General features: G+C 68.8%; 16 protein-coding genes and 1 pseudogene. 13 read left to right on the top strand and 4 right to left on the bottom strand.

Features of this window, described 5'->3' with window-relative positions; translation table 11 throughout:
* Window positions 1-55: 55 nt before the first annotated feature.
* Genes rnhA through ispH form a run of 3 tightly spaced genes read right to left on the bottom strand, consistent with a single transcriptional unit; the run spans window position 56 to window position 2534 of the window.
* Window positions 56-514 (bottom strand): ribonuclease HI, encoded by a 459-nt coding sequence (gene rnhA, locus NBV68_RS08195; RefSeq protein ID WP_296308704.1) that lies wholly within the window; start codon window positions 512-514, stop codon window positions 56-58.
* A 25-nt stretch (window positions 515-539) separates the two neighbouring features.
* A complete protein-coding gene (locus NBV68_RS08190; RefSeq protein ID WP_296308702.1) occupies window positions 540-1526 on the bottom strand; it encodes a homoserine kinase in 987 nt (328 codons plus the stop codon).
* An 18-nt stretch (window positions 1527-1544) separates the two neighbouring features.
* Entirely contained in the window at window positions 1545-2534 is a 990-nt protein-coding gene (gene ispH / locus NBV68_RS08185) for a 4-hydroxy-3-methylbut-2-enyl diphosphate reductase (protein ID WP_296308701.1), read from the bottom strand.
* Between the two features lie 72 nt (window positions 2535-2606).
* Here ispH and NBV68_RS08180 point away from each other — a divergent pair, with 72 nt between their 5' ends.
* The 9 genes from NBV68_RS08180 (at window position 2607) to tatC (ending at window position 10251) form a co-directional block, all read left to right on the top strand.
* Window positions 2607-3257, top strand: coding sequence for a hypothetical protein (locus NBV68_RS08180; protein WP_296308700.1), 651 nt, complete (start codon window positions 2607-2609; stop codon window positions 3255-3257).
* A 225-nt stretch (window positions 3258-3482) separates the two neighbouring features.
* A complete protein-coding gene (gene argS / locus NBV68_RS08175) occupies window positions 3483-5231 on the top strand; it encodes an arginine--tRNA ligase (protein WP_296308698.1) in 1749 nt (582 codons plus the stop codon).
* A 28-nt stretch (window positions 5232-5259) separates the two neighbouring features.
* Window positions 5260-6006, top strand: a complete 747-nt coding sequence (locus NBV68_RS08170) for an SPOR domain-containing protein (RefSeq protein WP_296308706.1) — start codon at window positions 5260-5262, stop codon at window positions 6004-6006.
* A 155-nt stretch (window positions 6007-6161) separates the two neighbouring features.
* Complete coding sequence (gene nagZ, locus NBV68_RS08165) at window positions 6162-7175, top strand: beta-N-acetylhexosaminidase (RefSeq protein ID WP_296308697.1); 1014 nt, start codon at window positions 6162-6164, stop codon at window positions 7173-7175.
* Entirely contained in the window at window positions 7172-7969 is a 798-nt protein-coding gene (locus NBV68_RS08160; protein ID WP_296308696.1) for a ScpA family protein, read from the top strand. Before nagZ ends, NBV68_RS08160 begins: the two co-directional genes overlap by 4 nt.
* A complete protein-coding gene (gene scpB / locus NBV68_RS08155) occupies window positions 7966-8598 on the top strand; it encodes an SMC-Scp complex subunit ScpB (RefSeq protein ID WP_296308695.1) in 633 nt (210 codons plus the stop codon). Before NBV68_RS08160 ends, scpB begins: the two co-directional genes overlap by 4 nt.
* A 92-nt stretch (window positions 8599-8690) precedes the next feature.
* A complete protein-coding gene (gene tatA, locus NBV68_RS08150) occupies window positions 8691-8921 on the top strand; it encodes a twin-arginine translocase TatA/TatE family subunit (RefSeq protein WP_296308693.1) in 231 nt (76 codons plus the stop codon).
* A 36-nt stretch (window positions 8922-8957) separates the two neighbouring features.
* Window positions 8958-9449 (top strand): Sec-independent protein translocase protein TatB, encoded by a 492-nt coding sequence (tatB, locus tag NBV68_RS08145; RefSeq protein WP_296308690.1) that lies wholly within the window; start codon window positions 8958-8960, stop codon window positions 9447-9449.
* A complete protein-coding gene (gene tatC / locus NBV68_RS08140; protein WP_296308688.1) occupies window positions 9442-10251 on the top strand; it encodes a twin-arginine translocase subunit TatC in 810 nt (269 codons plus the stop codon). The genes tatB and tatC overlap by 8 nt, the downstream gene beginning before the upstream one ends.
* Here the strand turns inward: tatC and NBV68_RS08135 are convergent, their stop codons facing one another.
* Complete coding sequence (locus NBV68_RS08135; RefSeq protein WP_296308687.1) at window positions 10252-11904, bottom strand: amidohydrolase; 1653 nt, start codon at window positions 11902-11904, stop codon at window positions 10252-10254.
* A 138-nt stretch (window positions 11905-12042) separates the two neighbouring features.
* On the opposite strand from NBV68_RS08135, the gene NBV68_RS08130 reads away from it, so the two are divergent.
* The 4 genes and pseudogenes from NBV68_RS08130 to NBV68_RS08115 form a co-directional block, all read left to right on the top strand.
* Window positions 12043-13305: a threonine ammonia-lyase gene (locus NBV68_RS08130; RefSeq protein WP_296308685.1), complete on the top strand. Its 1263-nt coding sequence runs from the start codon at window positions 12043-12045 to the stop codon at window positions 13303-13305.
* Window positions 13306-13527: 222 nt separating this feature from the next.
* On the top strand, window positions 13528-14373 hold the full coding sequence (locus NBV68_RS08125; protein ID WP_296308684.1) for an arginyltransferase: 846 nt from the start codon (window positions 13528-13530) through the stop codon (window positions 14371-14373).
* A 43-nt stretch (window positions 14374-14416) separates the two neighbouring features.
* Window positions 14417-16735: a BamA/TamA family outer membrane protein gene (locus tag NBV68_RS08120; RefSeq protein ID WP_296308682.1), complete on the top strand. Its 2319-nt coding sequence runs from the start codon at window positions 14417-14419 to the stop codon at window positions 16733-16735.
* Window positions 16735-19111 (top strand): annotated as a pseudogene (locus NBV68_RS08115) (DUF490 domain-containing protein); the annotation flags it as partial. The gene NBV68_RS08120 and the pseudogene NBV68_RS08115, both read left to right, overlap by 1 nt.

Here is a 19111-nt window from a genome sequence, read left to right as displayed (position 1 = left end):
GGTGGGGCGGCCAAAGGACCTAGACGTCTGCGCCACCGAAGGTGGCTCAAACAAATCAATGCTTGAAGGCCGACCTTGAATCGGCCTGCCGCGCAGCTTCCTCGCTTGCCAGAGCGTCGCAGCGTTCGTTTTCGGGGTGGCCGGAGTGGCCCTTCACCCATTCCCAGCCGACCTTGTGCGGGCGCGCGGCCGCGATCAGCTCGCGCCACAGGTCCTCGTTGGCGACCGGTTTCTTCGCGGCATTGACCCAGCCGCGCTTCTGCCAGCCGAAGATCCACTGGGTCATCCCGTCGATGACATAGCGGCTGTCGGTGTGAACCGTGACCGCGCAGGGCTCCTTCAAGGCGGTAAGGCCGCGCAGCACCGCGGTCATCTCCATGCGGTTGTTGGTCGTTTCGGGCTCGCCGCCGACCAGTTCCTTCTCGTGGCCGCCGCTACGCAGGATCGCGGCCCAGCCGCCGGGGCCGGGATTGCCTTTGCATGCCCCGTCGGTGAAGATGTCGACCTGTTTCATCGCGCCCGCTTTGGCGCGCGCGGCCTCAGCCTGCAAGCAGGCCCGGGCCGTGCGCGTTGTAAAACTGCCAGCGCCGCGCGAACTGCATCGGGTCCTTGCGGGTGACGAGCGCATCGTCGGGAGTGTCGAGCCAGTCCTCGGCGCGGCTGGCGACGAACCGCAGGCACGCGCCCTTGGCGACCTCGGCGAACAGCGCGCGCTCGGCGGGGGTGAGGCGGCGGACCGACTGGTAGCCCTCGACCAGCGCCGCCCCGCAATCCGCGCGGTAGGCGTTGGCGGCATCGAAGGACCATGCGGCGTGGGTCACGGCGAGATCGAGCACCATCGGCCCGGTGCAGGCGAAGTAGAAATCGATGAGCCCCGTCACCTGGTCGCCGAGCATCAGCACATTGTCGGGGAACAGATCGGTGTGGGTCTGCGAGCGGGGCAGCGCGGCAAGATCGAGCGCGGCGGCATCGTGGGCGGCCGCGATCATGGCGGGGAGGGCCGGGTCGATCCGCGCCAGCGCGTCAGCCCCGCAAGCCTCGAGGATCGCCGCGCTCGCGGCAAAATCCATCGCATTGGCGCGGATGTGGGCGAAATCCTGCGCGGCGAGGTGGAGGTTCGCCAGCACGCCGCCGAGCTCACGCGCCTGTGCAGGGGTGGGGCGGGTCGGCGAGACCCCGGGCAGAAACTCGATCAGCGCCGCCGCCTTGCCCTCGACCATCCGCCACGATGCGCCGCTGCGGTCGTGCATGGTGCGCGGAACCGGGCATCCCTTGCTGGCAAGGTGATCGAGCAGCCCGAGGAAAAAAGGCAGATCGGCATAGTCGATCCGCCGTTCATACAGCGTCAGGATGAAGCGGGTGCCGCCCCCGTTTTCCTTGGCCGCGCCCGATCCGGTCGTCTCGACCAGCCAGTTGGAATTGGAGACGCCTTCGGCAATGCCCTTGGCCGAGACCAGCTCGCCCACGTCATATTCGCCGATCAGCCGGGCGAGATCCTCCGCGCCCAAATGGGTATAGACCGCCATGCGCCCTTGCGCCCGCGCCTATTCGGTCAGCTGGCGGGGCAGCTTGAACACCATCTTCTCGACGGTGGCGGTGATTTCCTTCTCGCGGATTGTGCGGTGCTGGCCGAGCGCGGCGACCACCTCGCGCACCAGGATCTCGGGCGCCGAAGCCCCGGCGGTGAGGCCCAGGGTCTCTACCCCTTCCAGCCACGCGAAGTCGATTTCGGAGGCGCGCTGGATCAGCTTGGCAGGCGTCCCGAGCCGTTCCGACACCTCGACCAGCCGCAGCGAATTGGAGGAATTGGGCGCGCCGATCACCAGCACGAGGTCGCAGTCATGCGCCAGCTCCTTGACCGCCGCCTGGCGGTTGGAGGTGGCGTAGCAGATGTCCTCCGCGCGCGGGCCGGAGATGTTGGGATAGCGCCATTCGAGCGCCTGGATCACTTCGCGCGTGTCGTCCACCGACAGTGTGGTCTGGGTGAGATAGGCAAGCTCCTCGTCGGAATCGAAGGGCAGCTTGTCGACGTCCTCGATGGTCTCCACGAGGGTCATCTGCCCGGGCTCGACCTGGCCCATCGTGCCGATCACCTCGGGGTGGCCCTCGTGGCCGATGAAGATGATGTGGCGACCCTTCTCGATCTGGCGTTCGGCCTGACGGTGGATCTTGCTGACCAGCGGGCAGGTGGCGTCGACATAGAGCAGCTTGCGGCGCTTGGCTTCGGCCGGGACCGCCTTGGGCACCCCGTGCGCGCTGAACACCACCGGCGCGTCATCGGGCACTTCGTCCAGTTCCTTGACGAAGATCGCGCCCTTGGCCTTCAACTGCTCGACGACATATTTGTTGTGGACGATCTCGTGGCGGACGAACACCGGCGCGCCATACCGCTCGAGCGCCTTCTCGACGATCTCGATCGCCCGGTCGACCCCGGCGCAGAAGCCCCGCGGGGCAGCGATCAGCAGGTTCAGAAGCGGGCGCTCTGCGGTGTCGGCAGGAGTCTCGGTGGCGGAGGCGGGAAAGGGCGCGTTCATGTCACCCCCTCTAGCGCAAGCCGCACGTCCTCGCTAGGGCGCTCGGGATCGTTTAATTCGAGGACGGCTTTGATGAAGCTTCGCGTGCGCGCCCTTTTTGCCCTTACCGCCGTGGCGGCGCTGTCTGCCTGCTCGAACGAGGGCGAGCTTGTCATCGACCAGGGCGTCGGCATCGCCAGCGTGCTGTCGCTGTGCCCGTCGGTCGGCATCCCCGACTACACCGGCGATGTCACCACCTTCCGCAACCCCGCCGACACCACCGTCGCCAGCCTCGATGTGAGCGCGGCGATGACCGGTCTGCGCAGCGATTGCAACGACACCTCGGACAAGATCTATGCCGAGGCGACCTTCACCGTGAACGCCCGTCGCAGCGATACGCGCGGCGCGCGCACGGTCGAGCTCCCCTATTTCGTCACCGTCGTGCGCGGCGGCAGCGCGGTGGTCTCCAAGCGCATCGGTACTGTCACGCTCGCCTTTGCCGATGGGCAGGAGCGCGCGCAGGGCACGGGCAAGGCGGGCGCCTATGTCAACCGCGCCGATGCCGCGCTGCCCGAGGACATCCGCGAGAAGATCACCAAGCGACGACGCGCCGGCGACGCCGAGGCGGCGCTCGATCCGCTCGCCGACCCCGAGGTCAGGGCCGCAATCGCACGCACCCGCTTCGAAATGCTGGTCGGCTTCCAGCTGACCGAGGCGCAGCTGAAGTATAACGTGACGCGCTGATTTTTTGCGAAGGCGCCTTTGCGCCTTCGTCCTCGGTGCTGTTCCCTTCGCTACGCTTCGGGGCACCTGCGACTCGCGCGCGTGCGCTCGCGACGTCTTCGGCGTCGAAGAGTGCCACACGCGAGATCGGCGGTCTGCTCTCCTCTACCCCCTCCCGGGCTTGACCCGGGACCCCGCTTCCTATCTTGCACGCGCGAACCTCCGCGCCATCGCTACGAGAACCCGATGACCGAACCGAAAACCCTCTATGCCGCCCATGCGGCGCTGATCGAAACCGTGCTGACCGAGCTGGTCGCCGAGGGCACGCTGCCCGCGGCTACCTCCTTCGCCAATGTCACGCTCGAGCCGCCGCGCGACGCGTCGCATGGCGACCTTGCCACCAATGCGGCGATGGTGCTCGCCAAGCCCGCCGGGTTGAACCCGCGCTCGCTCGCCGAGGCGATCACCGCCAGGCTCGCCGCGCACCCCGGCATCACCAGCGCCGCGATCGCCGGGCCGGGCTTCATCAACCTGCGCCTCGCGCCCAAGGCGTGGCTCGACGAACTCGCCGCCATTGCGCAGCTTGGCAATGACTATGGCCGCTCAGGGATGGGCGAGGGTCGGATGGTCAATGTCGAATATGTCTCGGCCAACCCCACCGGCCCGATGCACATGGGCCATTGCCGCGGCGCAGTGGTGGGCGATGCGCTGGCCGGGCTGCTCGAATTCGCCGGGCACCGCGTCACCAAGGAATATTACGTCAACGACGCGGGCGCGCAGGTCGATGTCCTCGCCCGCTCGGTGCACCTGCGCTATCGCGAGGCGCTGGGGCAAGAAATCACCATCCCCGAGGGTCTTTACCCAGGCGAATATCTCAAGCCGGTGGGCGAGGCCCTCGCCGCCGAGTTCGGCGACACCTACGCCGCCGCCCCCGAGGGCGACTGGCTGCTCGCGTTCCGCGCCCGCGCGGTGGCGGCGATGATGGACATGATCCGCGAGGATCTCGCCACCTTGGGCATCAAGCACGACCTGTTCTCTTCGGAAGCCGAGCTGCAAGCCTCGGGCAAGGTCGATGCCGCCGAGGCGTGGCTGCGCGAACACGACCTCGTCTATGACGGCGTGCTCGAAGCGCCCAAGGGCAAGGCCCCCCCGGAAGACTGGGAGCCGGTGCAGCTGCCGCTGTTCCGCTCGACGAAGTTCGGGGACGATCAGGATCGCCCGATCAAGAAGTCGAACGGCGCGTGGACGTACTTCGGCGCGGACCTCGCCTACCACTTCCAGAAGGCGCAGGCCGCCGACGCGCTGGTCGACATCTGGGGCGCGGACCATGCGGGCACGGTCAAGCGGATCAAGGCTGCCGTAGCCGCGCTCACCAGCGCGGACGCCGCTGCGCCCAAGCCTTTCGAGGTCAAGCTCGTCCAGATGGTGCAGCTGATGAAGGGCGGCCAGCCGTTCAAGATGTCCAAGCGCGCCGGGAATTTCGTGACGCTGGCCGACGTGGTCGACATGGTCGGCAAGGACGTGGTGCGCTTCACCATGCTCACCCGCAAGCCTGACGCGCAGATGGACTTCGACTTCGACAAGGTGGTCGAGGCTTCGAAGGACAATCCGGTCTTCTATGTCCAGTATGCCCACGCGCGCATCCGTTCGACGCTGAGGAAGGCGGCGGACATGGGGATCACGCCGTCGGATGCGGCGCTGGACCGGCTCGGGGCGGAAGAGCTGGCGCTGATCGCCCGCGCGGCACAATTTCCGCGCGAGATCGAGGCAGCGGCCCGTGCGCGCGAGCCGCACCGGATCGCGTTCTATCTCTATGACCTGGCAGGCGACCTCCATTCCTACTGGAACCTCGGTAATGACCGCCCCGAAAAGCGCTTCATCGTGGAACAGGACGCGAGCCTGACGGCGGCAAGGCTTTTCCTCGCAAGCGCAATCGGGCAAGTGATCCGCAATGGTCTCGGCGTGCTCGGCGTCGAGGCGGTCGAGAGCATGTAGGTCTGCCTTAGGGGGCACTGGAATCGTGATGGTCGATGCCGAATACGAAGAGCTGAACGAGGAAGCCGGCGAGCTGGGCGACGAGCTCGGGCTGGGCGAGCCCGACAGCCTGCCGTGGCTCGAATCCGATGACGAGGAAGAGGGTGCAGGCGGGATCGACACTAGCCAGATCATGCTGTTTGCCCTGGGTCTCGTCGCGCTGCTTGGCGTGGTGGTGGGGGGCGTGTGGTATGTCACCAACCGCGCCGTGAGCGGCGAAGTGGTCGCCGATGGCAGCGTGATCGCCGCGCCCGAGGGGCCGGTCAAGCAGCGCCCCGATGATCCGGGCGGCAAGACTTTCGACGGCACCGGCAATGTCGCCCCCGTGGTGGGCGAGGGCGGATCGCGCCCCGGAGTGGTCGCGGAAACCCCGCTGCCGCCGCTGCCGGGCGGGACGCCGGGTGGAGCGCAGGGCGCCGGCCAGCCTGCCGCAGCGCCTTCCGCCGCGCCGACCAAGCCAGTGCCTGTCGCCGCTCCTGCCGCAGGTCAGGCACCCGCGACCGGCGGCGTCGGCGTCCAGCTCGCCGCCTACGGCACCCGCGCCCGCGCCGAACAGGGCTGGAGCGACGCCCAGCGCCGCACCGATGCCCTGAAGGGCATCAAGTACCGCGTCGTCGAGGGCAAGGTCGACATCGGCACGGTCTACCGCCTGCAGGCCGTGGTCGGCACCCGCGCCGAGGCCGATGGCCTGTGCCGCGCGCTCAAGGCCGACGGGGTCGATTGCCAGGTCAAGTGATCGCGTCGGCTGGTCGCGAGGCAGTCAATGGTTCGTCGGCGGGTCGTTGCCGTGTCGTTGCAGGGGCGATGACGGGGCATTGCGAGGTTTTTCCCCGTCATTGACGCTGCCGGGCCCTTGCGAGACCCACGCCACAATGCGACCCTGACGGCCATATGACACCTGCGATTTTTGGCCTCTCCGGCCCCGTCCTCACCGAAGACGAACGCGCCTTCTTCCGCGAGTGCGATCCGGCGGGCTACATCCTGTTCGGCCGCAACTGCCTCGACCCGGAGCAGCTGCGCGCGCTGACCGATGACCTGCGCAGCATCCACGGTCGCGAGCGCCTGCTGGTCTCGATGGATCAGGAAGGCGGCCGCGTCGCGCGGCTGCGCCCGCCGCTATGGGCGGGCTATCCGGCGAGCGAAGTTTTTGAAAAGCTTTACCGAATCGCTCCCGCCAGCGCGATCGAGGCAGCGCGCGCCAACGCATTCGCGATGGGGCTCGAACTGTCGGCGATGGGCATCACCGTCGATTACCACCCCCCGCTCGACCTGCGCCTGCCCGGCGCGCACGATGTGATCGGCGACCGCGCCCTCGGGAGCGATCCGATGCAGGTGGCGGCGCTGGGCCGCGCGGTGCTCGAAGGGCTCGCGGCGGGCGGCGTAACCGGCTGCATCAAGCACATGCCGGGCCACGGCCGAACCGATGTCGACACCCACAAGGCGCTCCCCACGGTCACCGCCTCAGCCGCCGAGCTGGAGGACGACCTCACCCCGTTCCGGGCATTGAATCAAGCACTTGTCGGCATGACCGGGCACCTCGTCTTCACCGCCTGGGACGCCGAGAACCCCGCCACGCTCTCGCACACCGTGATCCGTGACGTGATCCGTGGCGAGATAGGCTTCGACGGCCTGCTGCTCACCGACGATATCGACATGGAGGCGCTCGGCGGCACCATCCCCGAACGCGCCGCCCGCTCCCACGCTGCGGGCTGCGATATCATACTGAATTGCTGGGCAAAAATGGACGACATGCAGGGTATCTGCGCGGTGCTGCCCGCCATGTCCGATGTCACCGCCGCCAGGCTCGACCGCGCGCTCGCCGTCACGCGGGTCGCCGACGCCATCGCACCGCAAGCCGCCGAACTCCTCGCCAAGCGCGATGCCTTGCTGGCGCTGACCGCATGAACGCACCCGAGCCGCCCTTCATGCTCGCGCCCGATGCAGGGCGGCCCGAGACCGACGCGCTGTATCTTGAGCTGGACGGCTGGGAAGGCCCGCTCGACCTGCTGCTCGATCTCGCGCGGCGGCAGAAGGTCGATTTGCGCCAGATCTCGATCCTCGCGCTCGTCGACCAGTATCTCATCTACATCGAGCGTGCGGGCGCGCTGAAGCTGGAACTGGCCGCCGATTACCTCGTGATGGCCGCCTGGCTCGCCTACCTCAAGTCGGCGATGCTGCTGCCCAAGGCCGAGCAGGAGGACCCCTCGCCGGAGGAACTGGCGCTGCGCCTCCAGATCCGCCTGCAACGCCTCGGCGCGATGCGCGAGGCGGCGGGGCGGCTGATGGGCCGCGACCGGATCGGGCGCGACGTGTTTCTGCGTGGGAGCCCCGAGGGCCTGCGCACCGATCGCAAGACCGTGTGGCGCTCCGATCTGTTCAGCATCATCCAGGCCTATGGGCAGGTCAAGGCGCGCACCGCTCCGCGCATCTACCACGTCGCCAACCGCCCGGTGATGACGCTCGATTCGGCGCTCGAGCGGGTCTCCTCGATGCTCGGCGTGACGCTCGAGTGGATGGAAATCCGCGACTTCCTCCCGCCCCACGCCTCGCCCGCGCTGAAGCGTTCGGCGCTGGCATCGAGTTTCGTGGCCGCGCTCGAGCTGACCAAGCGCGGGCGGGCCGAGCTGGAACAGGACGGCGCCTTCGCCCCCTTGCGCATCCGCCGTCTCAGGGATGCAGCCCAAGGGATCGGGGCGTGAGCGAGGAACCCGAGGACGAACCGGCGACCCTCGAACGCGCGATCGAGGCCACGCTGTTTGCCGCCGAGACGCCGATGGGCGTCGAGGCGCTCGCCGCCCATCTGGGCGGCCTCGCGAGCGGCGAGGTGCGCGAAGCGCTCGGGGTGCTGGAAGGGCGCTACGCCAAGCGCGGCGTCCATCTGGTCGAGCGCGGCGGGCGCTGGCATTTCGAGACCGCGCCCGATCTGGCGCATTTGCTCAGGCGCGAGAAGGAGCAGGTCCGCCGCCTCAGCCGCGCCGCTACCGAAGTGCTCGCGATTATCGCCTATCACGAACCCGTCAGCCGCGCCGAGATCGAATCCATCAGGGGCGTGCAGACCAGCGCGGGCACATTGGATGTGCTGATGGAGGCAGGCTGGGTGAAGCCCGCAGGCCGCCGCGAAGTGCCGGGGCGCCCGGTGATCTATGCCACCACCCCGGATTTCCTCGACCACTTCGGCCTTGCCTCGCGCCGCGACCTGCCCGGCATCGACGAATTGCGCGCCGCAGGCCTGCTCGATCCGGTCGACGAGGCGTTGGAAGCCGCGCTCGACGGCATGGGGCGTTTCGAGCCCGACGAGGAAGACGAGAGCGGCCCGGACGAGGATTGATCGCGCGTGTTCGAGACTTTCTTTCCGCCGGGTGGCATCCGCGCGACAAGCTGCCTATATGGGCAGCGCAACCTTTTCGCGAGTCTCGCATCATGAACGTCGGTATCTGGCAAATTCTCATCGTCGCCCTTGTCGTCCTCGTGCTGTTCGGGCGCGGGCGCATTTCTGAAATGATGGGCGATTTCGGCAAGGGCATCTCGAGCTTCAAGAAGGGCATGAGCGAGGCTGAGGAGCCCAAGGCGCGCATCGAGCCGCCCGCTACTGCCCCCGCGCCGACAGCCGCGCCCGCACCGTCCGAGAAGTCCGACAGCACCGGCGCCTGATCCGGCCCGCAGGGAGGCGGCGCAGCCGCACCGCACATGTTCGACATCGGCGCAGCAGAACTGCTGGTCATCATCATCGTCGCGGTTGTCGTGATCGGGCCGAAAGACCTGCCGCTCGCCATGCGGGTGGCGGGCCGCTGGATCGGCAAGGTGCGGCGCCTCTCGGCCCATTTCCGCTCTGGCATCGACGCCATGGTGCGCGAGGCCGAGCTTGAGGACATGGAAAAGAAGTGGAAGGCGCAGAACGAGGAGATCATGCGCCGCTCTGCCGCTCTCACCGAGGCGGAAGCGGGCGCGCCGGTGATGACGGGGCCGCCGCCGCTCGAGACGCCGCCCGCTGACACCCCCGCCGACCAGATCCCGGAAGCTCCTGCGCCACCGCCACCGCCCCAGCCGTCGCTGTTCGACAAGCCCCCTGCGCGCGCGGCGACCGTCACCATCGGCGGCCCGGCGGTCGATCCCGACCCCGACGCACCGCGTCCGCCGATGCTGCCCGCACGGCCACACACGGGGGACGAGGATGTTTGAGGTCAAGGACCTCGACGAGACCCGTGCGCCGCTGCTCGACCATCTGATCGAGCTGCGCACCCGCGTGATCCGCGCCCTGCTGGCGCTGGCGGTGGGCTTCGGCGTGTGCCTCTATTTCGCGGACGATATCCTCGGCTTGCTGGTGCTGCCGCTGAAGCAGGCCTTCCCGGAAGGACAGGGCCAGCTGATCTTCACCAAGCTGCCGGAAGTGTTCTTCGTGGAGCTTAAGGTGGCGCTGTTTGCCGGTTTCATGGTGAGCTTTCCGGTGATCGCCAACCAGCTGTGGGCCTTTGTCGCCCCCGGCCTTTATGCCCGCGAGAAGAAAGCATTCCTGCCGTTTCTGATCGCCACCCCCGTGCTGTTCACCGCCGGGGCGTCGCTCGCCTATTTCGTGGTCATGCCGACCGCGTTCCGCTTTTTCCTCGGATATGGCGGGCAGACCGGGGGGCTGACAGTGCAGGCCCTGCCCAGCGCAGGCGATTATCTCGGGCTGGTGATGCAGTTCATCCTCGCCTTCGGCCTCACCTTCCTGTTGCCGGTGCTGCTCCTGTTGCTGCACCGCGCCGGGATCATCACCCGCGAACAGCTGGTCGCGGCGCGGCGCTATGTGATCGTCGCCATCTTCGCGATCGCCGCGGTCGTCACGCCGCCCGATCCGGGCTCGCAGATCATCCTCGCCGTACCGCTGCTGCTGCTGTTCGAGGCCTCGCTGGTGCTGATGCGCTTGCAGGAGAAGGCGGTCGCCGCCGACAAGCTGGCGAATGAGGCCGAGCAAGCCGCGGAGCGCGCGGCGGCGGAGTAGCTACTCCGTCCCCTTCACCTGCACCCCGCCGATCCACACCTGCAGGATCTTGGTCTCGCGCAAGGCTTGCGGCGAGGCGAACAGCGGGTCGCGGTCGACGAACAGGAAGTCCGCGCGCTCGCCCGGGACGAGGCGGCCGAAGCGCCCTTCGGCAAAGCCCGCAAAGGCGGCGTCCGCAGTGAACCCGGCGAGCGCCTGCTCGCGCGTCACGGTTTCCTGCGGCAGCCATCCGCCGAAGGGCTCGCCCTTGACATCGGTGCGGCTGATCGCGGCGGCCATTCCGGCCCAGGGATCGGCCGGCTCGACCGGCGCATCCGAGCCGAAGGCGAGGCGCCCTCCGGCATTGATCACAGAGCGCCACGGATAGGCCCCCGCCAGCCGGTCGGGCCCCAATCGCGCCTCGGCCATCAGCCGGTCGGAGGTCTGGTGGAGCGGCTGCATCGAGGCGATCACCCCGTGCTGGCCCAGCCGCGCAATATCTGCAGGGTCGACAATCTGCGCATGCTCGATCCGCCAGCGCCGGTCGCCCTTGTAGCTCTCCGAAAGCTCCTCGATCGCGCCCAGCACCTCGGCATTGGCCGCGTCACCAATGGCGTGCACCGCGGTCTGGAAATCGTCCATCGCCGCGCGGCTCATGAGGTTGCGCAGCTGCGAGGGGCTGAGCAGCGGCAGGCCCTTGGCCCCCGGGTCGTCATGATAGGGCGCCTTGAGCACCGCCCCGCGCGAGCCCAGCGCGCCGTCGAGATAGAGCTTGATCCCGCCCATCCGCAGCCGGTCGTCGTACAGCCAAACAGTCGGCGCGGGCCCGGCGACGGTCTCGAGCGTGTCGATGCTGTCGGCATAGGCCATGATCCGCATCGCCAGCCGCCCGGTGTCGCCCGCGCGGCGGAAGGTGTGCCAGTCGTCCAGCGTCGTGCCCATGTCGGCGACCGCGGTGACGCCGTAGCCGAGCAGCACCTCCTGCGCCTTGGCGAGCGCGAGATCGCGGTCTTCCGGGCGGGGGGCGGGGACTTCCTTGGCCACCAGTCGCGCCGCATTGTCGACGAACACGCCGGAAGGATTGCCCTTGGCATCGCGGATGATCTTCCCGCCCGCCGGATCGGCGGTCTTGGCGGTGACGCCCGCGGTCTGGATCGCTAGGCTGTTGCCCCAGGCGGCGTGGCCGTCGACCCGTTCGAGCCACACCGGCCGGTCGGCCACCACGGCATCGAGTTCGGCGGCGGTCGGGAAGCGCCCGAGGCCCCACTTCTCCTGATTCCAGCCGCGCCCGATGATCCACGGGCGGCCCTCGTTCGCCTCGGCGAACGCCTTTACCTTGGCGAGCGCCTCCTCGAGCGAAGTCGTGTCCGACAGGTCGAGCGTCAGCGCGCCGAAGCCGATGCCCATGACATGGACATGGGCGTCGATCATGCCCGGCAGCATCACCCGCCCGCCGCCATCGACGCGGTAATCGGTCTGCGGGCGCTTGTCGGCGCGGTCGAGAACGGCGGTGATCGTGCCCTCCTCGTCGAACACCAGCCCCGAGAAGCGTTTGATCTTGCCCTCGGCGTCGATCGTCACCCCATCGACATTGTCGACCAGCGTGTCGGCCCAGGCGGGCGCGGCAAGGACGAGAGCGAGGGCGGAGACGGCGGTGGAAGCGAAACGGAGCATGGCGGTCCTAGGCAAGCGAGGGTAGGCCGCGTGTGCTATCGCTTTGCCGCGTGCTTGCCAATGCTCGGGGTGCGCATACGAAATCCGCACGCCTGCCGATTGCCCTTGCGCGCCCAAGGCTCTAACTGCGGCGGCATCATGTTGACGCAAGCCACCGCATCGCACCCCAAGGGCGCCGCCGCCACGCCGGCCGACCTCACCCTCGACGACGTCCGCGCCGCCGCGACGCGGATCGCGGGCGCGGTGGTCGAAACCCCGATGATGCACTCGATCACCCTATCGGAGATCACCGGCGCGGATATCTGGCTGAAGTTCGAGAACCTCCAGTTCACCGCGGCGTACAAGGAGCGCGGGGCCCTCAATGCGCTGCTGCTGCTCACCGAGGAACAGCGCGCGCGCGGCGTGATCGCGGCCTCGGCGGGGAACCACAGCCAAGGCCTCAGCTACCACGGCACCCGCCTCGGCGTCCCCGTCACCATCGTCATGCCCAAGCCCACGCCGACGGTGAAGGTGATGCAGACCGAAAGCGTCGGCGGCAAGGTGCTGCTGGAAGGCGAGACCTTCGACGAGGCCTATGCCCATGCCCGCAAGCTCGAGGTCGAGCTTGGCCTCACCTTCGTCCACCCCTTCGACGATCCGCATGTCGCGGCAGGCGCGGGCACGGTGGCGCTCGAGATGCTCGCCGTGAAGCCCGATCTCGATTGCATCGTCACGCCGATCGGCGGGGGCGGGCTGATCTCGGGGATGGCGACTGTCGCCAAGGCGATCAATGCGAAGATCGAAGTGGTCGGCGTGCAGGCCGGGCTGTTCCCGAGCATGTTCGACCGCATCAAGGGCGCAAGCCTGCCGTGCGGCGGGGACACGCTGGCGGAAGGCATCGCGGTCAAGGTGCCGGGCGATTTCACCTCCAAGGTGATCGCCGAGCGGGTCGACGACATCCTGCTGGTCGATGAACCCGCTCTGGAAAAGGCGGTCGCGCTGCTGCTCCAGATCGAGAAGACCGTGGTCGAGGGCGCGGGCGCGGCGGGGCTGGCCGCGGTGCTGCGCAATCCGGCGCGGTTCGCAGGGAAAACCATCGGCCTCGTGCTGTGCGGCGGGAATATCGACACGCGCCTGCTTGCCAATGTGCTGCTGCGCGATCTGGCGCGTCAGGGGCGGCTTGCGCGGCTCAGGATCACCCTGCAGGACCGCCCCGGTGCGCTGTTCCGGGTGATGCGCCTGTTCGACGAACACAACGTCAACATCATCGAGATCTATCACCAGCGCATCTTCACCACGCTGCCCGCCAAGGGCCTGATCACCGACATCGAATGCGAGGCGCGCGACGCCGAGCAGGTCGAGCGGCTGGTCGAGGGCCTGCGCGCCAACGGCTATTCGGTGCAGATGGTCGAACTCGGCTGATTTCGAGAAAATTCGAGCATCCACGCCGGGGCAAACGTCCCGGTTTGCACCATTGCGGGCGCGGTTTGCCGCGGTTGCCCGGGCGCCCATGTCGTTTTCGCGACATTTTCATGGTTAAGGGACTTTTACCGGAGCGAAGGTGTGGGCATAAGATTTTCTTAACACTTTCGCCCACCCGCGATTCACCCGCCAGCTCCGGCGCACGAAGGACAGGCCCCACCCGTGACGGCACCGATCCGCTTTCCCCGCTTCTTCGTGACGAGCCCCGCGCCGTGCCCCTATCTGCCGGGCCGCAGCGAGCGCAAGGTGTTCACCGAGCTGAAGGGCCCCCACGCGGACCAGCTCAACGAGGCATTGGGCCGGATCGGCTTCCGCCGCAGCCAGACGGTCGCCTATCGCCCCTCCTGCCTTGATTGCCAGGCCTGCGTTTCGGTGCGGGTGGTGGCGGGCAGGTTCAAGCCCTCATCGACCCAGAAGCGCGACCTCAAGCGCAACAGCGACCTGATCGTCACCGAATGCCGCCCTTGGGCGACCGACGAGCAGTTCGAATTGCTCGCCCGCTATCTCGGCCAACGCCACCCCGATGGCGGCATGTCGGCGATGGACGAGCTCGATTATGCCGACATGATCGAGCACACGCCGGTAAGCAGCGTCGTCACCGAATATCGCGAGCCCGGGCCGAACGGCAAGCCGGGGCGCCTCGTCGGGGCCTGCCTGACCGACCGGCAGGGTGACGGGCTGTCGATGATCTACTCCTTCTACGAGCCCGATCACCCGGAACGCGCAGGGCTGGGCAACTTTATTATCCTCGATCATATCCGCCGCGCTGCGGCTGAGGCATTGCCTTACGTCTATCTCGGATATTGGGTCGAGGGCTCGCCGCGCATGCAGTACAAGGTTCGCTATCGCCCGCTTGAGCGTCTGACGCGGGAAGGCTGGCAGCTGATGGAGGAGGGCGAGCAGCATCGCCTCATCGCCGCAGCGACAGCGCCGCGTCGGCCGCAGGACGAAAGCCTTGCCGGTGCGCGGGGCAAGGATGGCCAGCCTGTCAAGTTCCCCGCGACCTGAGACGGCTAAGCGTCTCACGCTCGGTCTCGCTATTGCCGCAGGATTGGGTCACACCGCACTGGCGCTGAACGCTGCGCCAGCGGCGGCGGCGTCGCTTGGCGCGCAGCCGGCGGCGCAGGAGACTGCCGGAGCGGAGGATGAGGAGGCAGGCGCGCGTGATTCTGCGCAGCCGCCCGCACCCGCTCCCTCATCAGAACCCGAGCCCGAGCCTGTCCCGGATTCGCTCGACGCGCTGATCCCCGAGGCCGCGCTTGCCGATCCGCAGAGCTGGGCGGCCGGCGGCGTGGCAAACCCTGCGGCGGTGGCCGACGCCGCCGAGTCGCTCGACCCGCTGGCTACGGCTCCCGATCCCGCCTTCGATGCTGCCTTTGCCGGGCTGGAAGACGCAGCCGATGGCGCGCCCCTGCCTCAGGGTGAGGCGGCGCTCGCCGAACTCGCGATCCCCGATCCCCAGCCGCTCCCGCCCGATCCCGAGCTCGAGGCGCTGGCCAGCATCGCCGCCCCGGTGCTCGCCGCCGCGCCCGAACTGGCCGAGACGCGGGTAAGCTCCACGCTGGTGCTCGCGCTCCCGGCTGATCCCGAGGCCTTCCCCGAGAAGGACGAATTCGTAGGCCGCTTCCGCGATCTGTCGACCTTGCGTGAGCTCGACGATGGCGAGGAGGCCACCCCGCAGGTCGCCGCCCGCGCGCGCGCCGATGCCGAACTGCTCGGCGATATCCTGCGCACCTATGGCTATTACGATGGCGAGGTGGTGCGCCAGCTTTCGGGCGGGCGGCGCGCGGGCGAGGCGAACGAATCCGCGCGCGAAGAGGATGCCGAGGCCGCCTCGCGCGAGCCGAGCGTGCGCTTCGACATCCTGCCGGGCCCGCGCTATCGCTTCGGGCGGATCGACCTCGGCGAATTGCCCGCGCTCCCCCAGCCCGATGCCAGCCGGCTGATCGAGGCCTTCGGTATCAAGACCGGCGACCCGCTCTATGCCGACCGCATCATCGAGCGCGAGCTGGAGCTGCGCGTCGCGCTCGGCGAAAGCGGCTATCCCTTCGCCAAGGTCGAGGAGCCCCAGCTGCTGATCGACCACGCGCGCGAGGAAGGCGATCTCACCCTCGCCGCGCGGCCGGGCGGCAAATATGTGTTCGGCGAGGTGGTCAGCAACGATCCGCGCTTCCTGTCGGGCAGCCACCTTGCGCGCATTGCCCGGTTCGATGCGGGCGACATCTTCCAGCAGAGCCTCGAGACCGACTTGCGCCGCGCGATCATTGCCACCGGCCTCGTCTCGAGCGTCACCGTCACCCCGCGCGAGACCCGCGCGCCCACAGGCGACCAGCCGGGCGAGGTCGCGCTCGACGTGGAGATGGAGCGCGCGCCCTTGCGCACCATCGCCGGCGCGATCGGCTATGGCACCGAGGACGGCTTCAAGCTCGAGGGCCGCTGGGAGCACCGCAACCTCTTCCCGCCCGAAGGCACGCTGCGGCTGCGCGGCATCCTCGGCACGCGCGAGGCGCTGGCAAGCGTGGGGGTGAGGCGCAACAACTTCCTCGGCCGCGATCAGGTGCTGACCGTCGATCTCTTCGCCAGCGACATCACCACCCAAGCGGTGGATTCGCGCGGGGGCGGGGTGCGTGTGACCTTCGAGAAGATCTCGAACATCCTGTTCCAGAAGCCGGTCAGCTGGCAGATTGGCGGCGAGGCAATCTACACCGACGAGCGCAACCGCAATGTCCGCACCGCGCCCGGCGTGGTGGTGCCGCGCCAGGCCTATCTGATCGGCGGGCTGTTCGGCAGCGTGACCCTCGACGAGAGCGACGATCTGCTCGACCCGAGCGAGGGCTGGCGTGCAACCCTGTTCCTTGCCCCCGAGGTCTCGCGGCAGGGCGGGGCGCAGAGCTTCTATCTGCGCGCGCAGGGCGATGCGAGCTATTACCAGTCGCTGGGTGATCTGGTGCTGGCGGGCCGCGTGCGCGCGGCGACGATCCAGGGTGCCGGGATCGACGACATCGCACCCTCGCGCCGGCTCTATGGCGGCGGCGGCGCCTCGGTGCGCGGTTACGGGTTCCAGGGCGTCGGCCCGCGCGATGCGCTCGGCAATCCCACCGGGGGGGCCTCGCTGGTCGAGTTCTCGGCCGAGGCGCGCATCCCGACCCCGCTGTTCGCTGGCGCGATCGAGGTCGTGCCCTTCGTCGACGCCGGATCGGTGAGCCGCGGCTCGACCCCGACCTTCGGCGACATCCGCTGGGGCGCGGGCATCGGCATCCGCTACAAGACCACCTTCGGCCCGATCCGCGTCGATGTCGCCGCGCCGCTCAACCCGACCGAGTTCGACAGCCCGGTGGTGGTCTATGTCAGCCTGGGGCAGGCGTTCTGATGGCGGAGGGTGTCGAGACCGGCACAGCGCCGCCGCCGCCGCGCAAGGCATCTCGCGGGCGCCGCTGGGGCAAGCGGACCGGCTGGGCGCTGGGCCTGCTGCTGGCGCCCTTCCTTCTGGTCGCGCTGTTCCTTGCGACCCCCATCGGTAAGCGCTTCATCGCCGACCAGATCGCGGCGGCCGCGCCCGCTTCGGGCCTGAGGTTCGCCGTCGGAAGGATCGAGGGCGACATCTACGGGCAGGCAGTGCTCAGGCAGGTGACGGTAAGCGACCCCAAGGGCTCCTTCCTCACCATCCCCGAAGTGCGGCTCGACTGGCGGCCGCTCAAGTGGCTGTGGAGCGGGCTCGATATCCGCGAGGTCACGGCAAAGCGCGGGCGGCTGACGCGGCTGCCCGAACTGCTCCCCGGCGATCCCGATGCGCCGCTGCTGCCCGATTTCGACATCCGGGTCGACAAGCTGGTGATCGAGGACCTGACCATCGCCAAGGGTCTCGCCACGCCGCGCGACGAGCGGGCGAACCTCACCGCCAAGATCGACATCCGCGAGGGCCGCGCGATGGTCGACGCGAACGCCCGGCTGGGCGCACGCGACCGCTTCGCGCTGCTGCTCGATGCCGAGCCTGATGGCGACCGGTTCGAGCTTTCCGGCGATGCGCTCGCCCCGGCAGGCGGCGTGCTGGCCGGGCTGGCGAAGCTCGAGCAGGGCTATTCGGCGCGGATCGTCGGCGACGGCACGTGGAAGCGCTGGCGCGGTGCGGCGGTGGCGCGGGCAATCGGACCCACCGACAGCACCCGGGACGGGCCGGTCGCCGCCTTCCGCATCACCAATGATGCGGGTCGCTACGGCCTGCTGGGCGAATGGCGCAGCGGTCTGGGGGGCGAGACCCTGATCGGCCGCGCGCTGGGCGCGGCCACCGCGCTCGCGGCCAGTTTCACGCTTGCGGACAGCGTGATCGAGGGCCGCGCCGCGGTGGTCTCCGACGGTCTCGATGCGCGGGTAAGCGGCGGCGCGGACCTTGCCGACAAGGTGGTCGATGGCGCGCGGGTGCGCCTGGCGCTGCGCAATCCCGATCTGTTTGGTGAGAGCCTGCGGATCGAGGGCGGGACTCTCGTGGCCAGCCTGACGGGGGCGTTCGACGATCTCGGCATCAAGCACGAGATCGCTGTCGCGCGGCTGGCTTCCTCGGGCGTGACGGCGACCGGCCTTGCGCAGGAGGGCAGCGCGCGGCTCGAGGGATCGGTGCTGAGCCTGCCCCTCGCGCTCACCGCGCAAGCCGTGACAACCGGCATCGCCCAAGCCGACCCGCGGCTGGTAAAGGGGAGGGCGAGAGGCCTTCTCACCTATGATTTCGCCCGCGGCGCGCTTGCCGCCGACCGCACCGACATCGCCTTTCCGGGGCTCGACGCCGAGCTCAGCCTGCAGGGTGATATCCCCGCAGGTGCCTATGCCATCGCCGGGCCGGTCACCGCCAGCCGCCTCCGCGTCGAAGGCGCGGGCGAGGTGACCGCCAATGCCAAAATCCTCGCCAAGTTCGGCCCCCGCGTGCCGTGGAGCCTGCGCGCCAATCTCGCCGGGGTGCTGAGCCAGATCGGCAACGCCACCATCGTCAATCTCGCGGGCGAGCAGGTGCGCTTCAAGGGCGAGCTTGGCATGGGAGCGGGCCAGCCGATCATCTTCCGCAACACCGCCATCACCGCCCCGCGCCTGACCGCCACGCTCGACAGCAAGGTGGTGACCGGCGGCGGGGTGACGCGCACCGTGCTCGCAGGCCAAGGGCGGCAGGCGCAATACGGGCCGTTCCGCTTCGATGCCGAGATCGCAGGCGACGGCCCGCGCGCCGTGCTGGTGCTCGCCGATCCCTACCCCGCGGCGGGGCTGAAGGACGTGCGCATCGCGCTCGCGCCCAGCGAGGAGGGCTTCGGGCTGGATGTCGCGGGCCAATCGCTGCTCGGCGAATTCGACGGTGCGCTCGAGCTGTTCCTGCCCGAGAATGCGCCGACCCGCGTCGCGATCAACCGGCTCAATGTGTATCGCACCAATGTGACGGGCGAGGTCGTGCTGCTCGACGAAGGCGTTTCGGGCGACCTCAGGCTGGCGGGCGGAGGGGTGAACGGCACGCTCGCCTTCCGGCCGCAGCCGGGCGACGCGATCGGCTTCGCGGTCGATCTCGCCGCTCGCAATGCCAGCTTCGGCGGGGCGACGCCGATCACCATCGCGCGCGCCGATATCGACGCGACCGGCCGCTATGCCGATGGCAGCGCCAGCGTCGATGCCGATATAACCGCCAGCGGCTTCGAATATGGCGGGCTCTACCTTGCCAATCTCACCGCCAAGGCGGCGGTCGCCGATGGGCAGGGGAAGGTGACGGGGCAGG

Source organism: Erythrobacter sp. (assembly GCF_023653175.1).
Lineage (GTDB): Bacteria > Pseudomonadota > Alphaproteobacteria > Sphingomonadales > Sphingomonadaceae > Erythrobacter.
The sequence above is the reverse complement of the archived record's forward strand: the minus strand, read 5'-3'. Positions and strand labels throughout refer to the sequence as shown.

Excerpts from the sequence above, each read along its gene's own strand:
- rnhA (WP_296308704.1), bottom strand. The coding sequence starts at position 514 with ATGAAACAGGTCGACATCTTCACCGACGGGGCATGCAAAGGCAATCCC.
- NBV68_RS08190 (WP_296308702.1), bottom strand. The coding sequence starts at position 1,526 with ATGGCGGTCTATACCCATTTGGGCGCGGAGGATCTCGCCCGGCTGATC.
- ispH (WP_296308701.1), bottom strand. The coding sequence starts at position 2,534 with ATGAACGCGCCCTTTCCCGCCTCCGCCACCGAGACTCCTGCCGACACC.
- NBV68_RS08180 (WP_296308700.1), top strand. The coding sequence starts at position 2,607 with ATGAAGCTTCGCGTGCGCGCCCTTTTTGCCCTTACCGCCGTGGCGGCG.
- argS (WP_296308698.1), top strand. The coding sequence starts at position 3,483 with ATGACCGAACCGAAAACCCTCTATGCCGCCCATGCGGCGCTGATCGAA.
- NBV68_RS08170 (WP_296308706.1), top strand. The coding sequence starts at position 5,260 with ATGGTCGATGCCGAATACGAAGAGCTGAACGAGGAAGCCGGCGAGCTG.
- nagZ (WP_296308697.1), top strand. The coding sequence starts at position 6,162 with ATGACACCTGCGATTTTTGGCCTCTCCGGCCCCGTCCTCACCGAAGAC.
- NBV68_RS08160 (WP_296308696.1), top strand. The coding sequence starts at position 7,172 with ATGAACGCACCCGAGCCGCCCTTCATGCTCGCGCCCGATGCAGGGCGG.
- tatA (WP_296308693.1), top strand. The coding sequence starts at position 8,691 with ATGAACGTCGGTATCTGGCAAATTCTCATCGTCGCCCTTGTCGTCCTC.
- tatB (WP_296308690.1), top strand. The coding sequence starts at position 8,958 with ATGTTCGACATCGGCGCAGCAGAACTGCTGGTCATCATCATCGTCGCG.
- tatC (WP_296308688.1), top strand. The coding sequence starts at position 9,442 with ATGTTTGAGGTCAAGGACCTCGACGAGACCCGTGCGCCGCTGCTCGAC.
- NBV68_RS08135 (WP_296308687.1), bottom strand. The coding sequence starts at position 11,904 with ATGCTCCGTTTCGCTTCCACCGCCGTCTCCGCCCTCGCTCTCGTCCTT.
- NBV68_RS08130 (WP_296308685.1), top strand. The coding sequence starts at position 12,043 with ATGTTGACGCAAGCCACCGCATCGCACCCCAAGGGCGCCGCCGCCACG.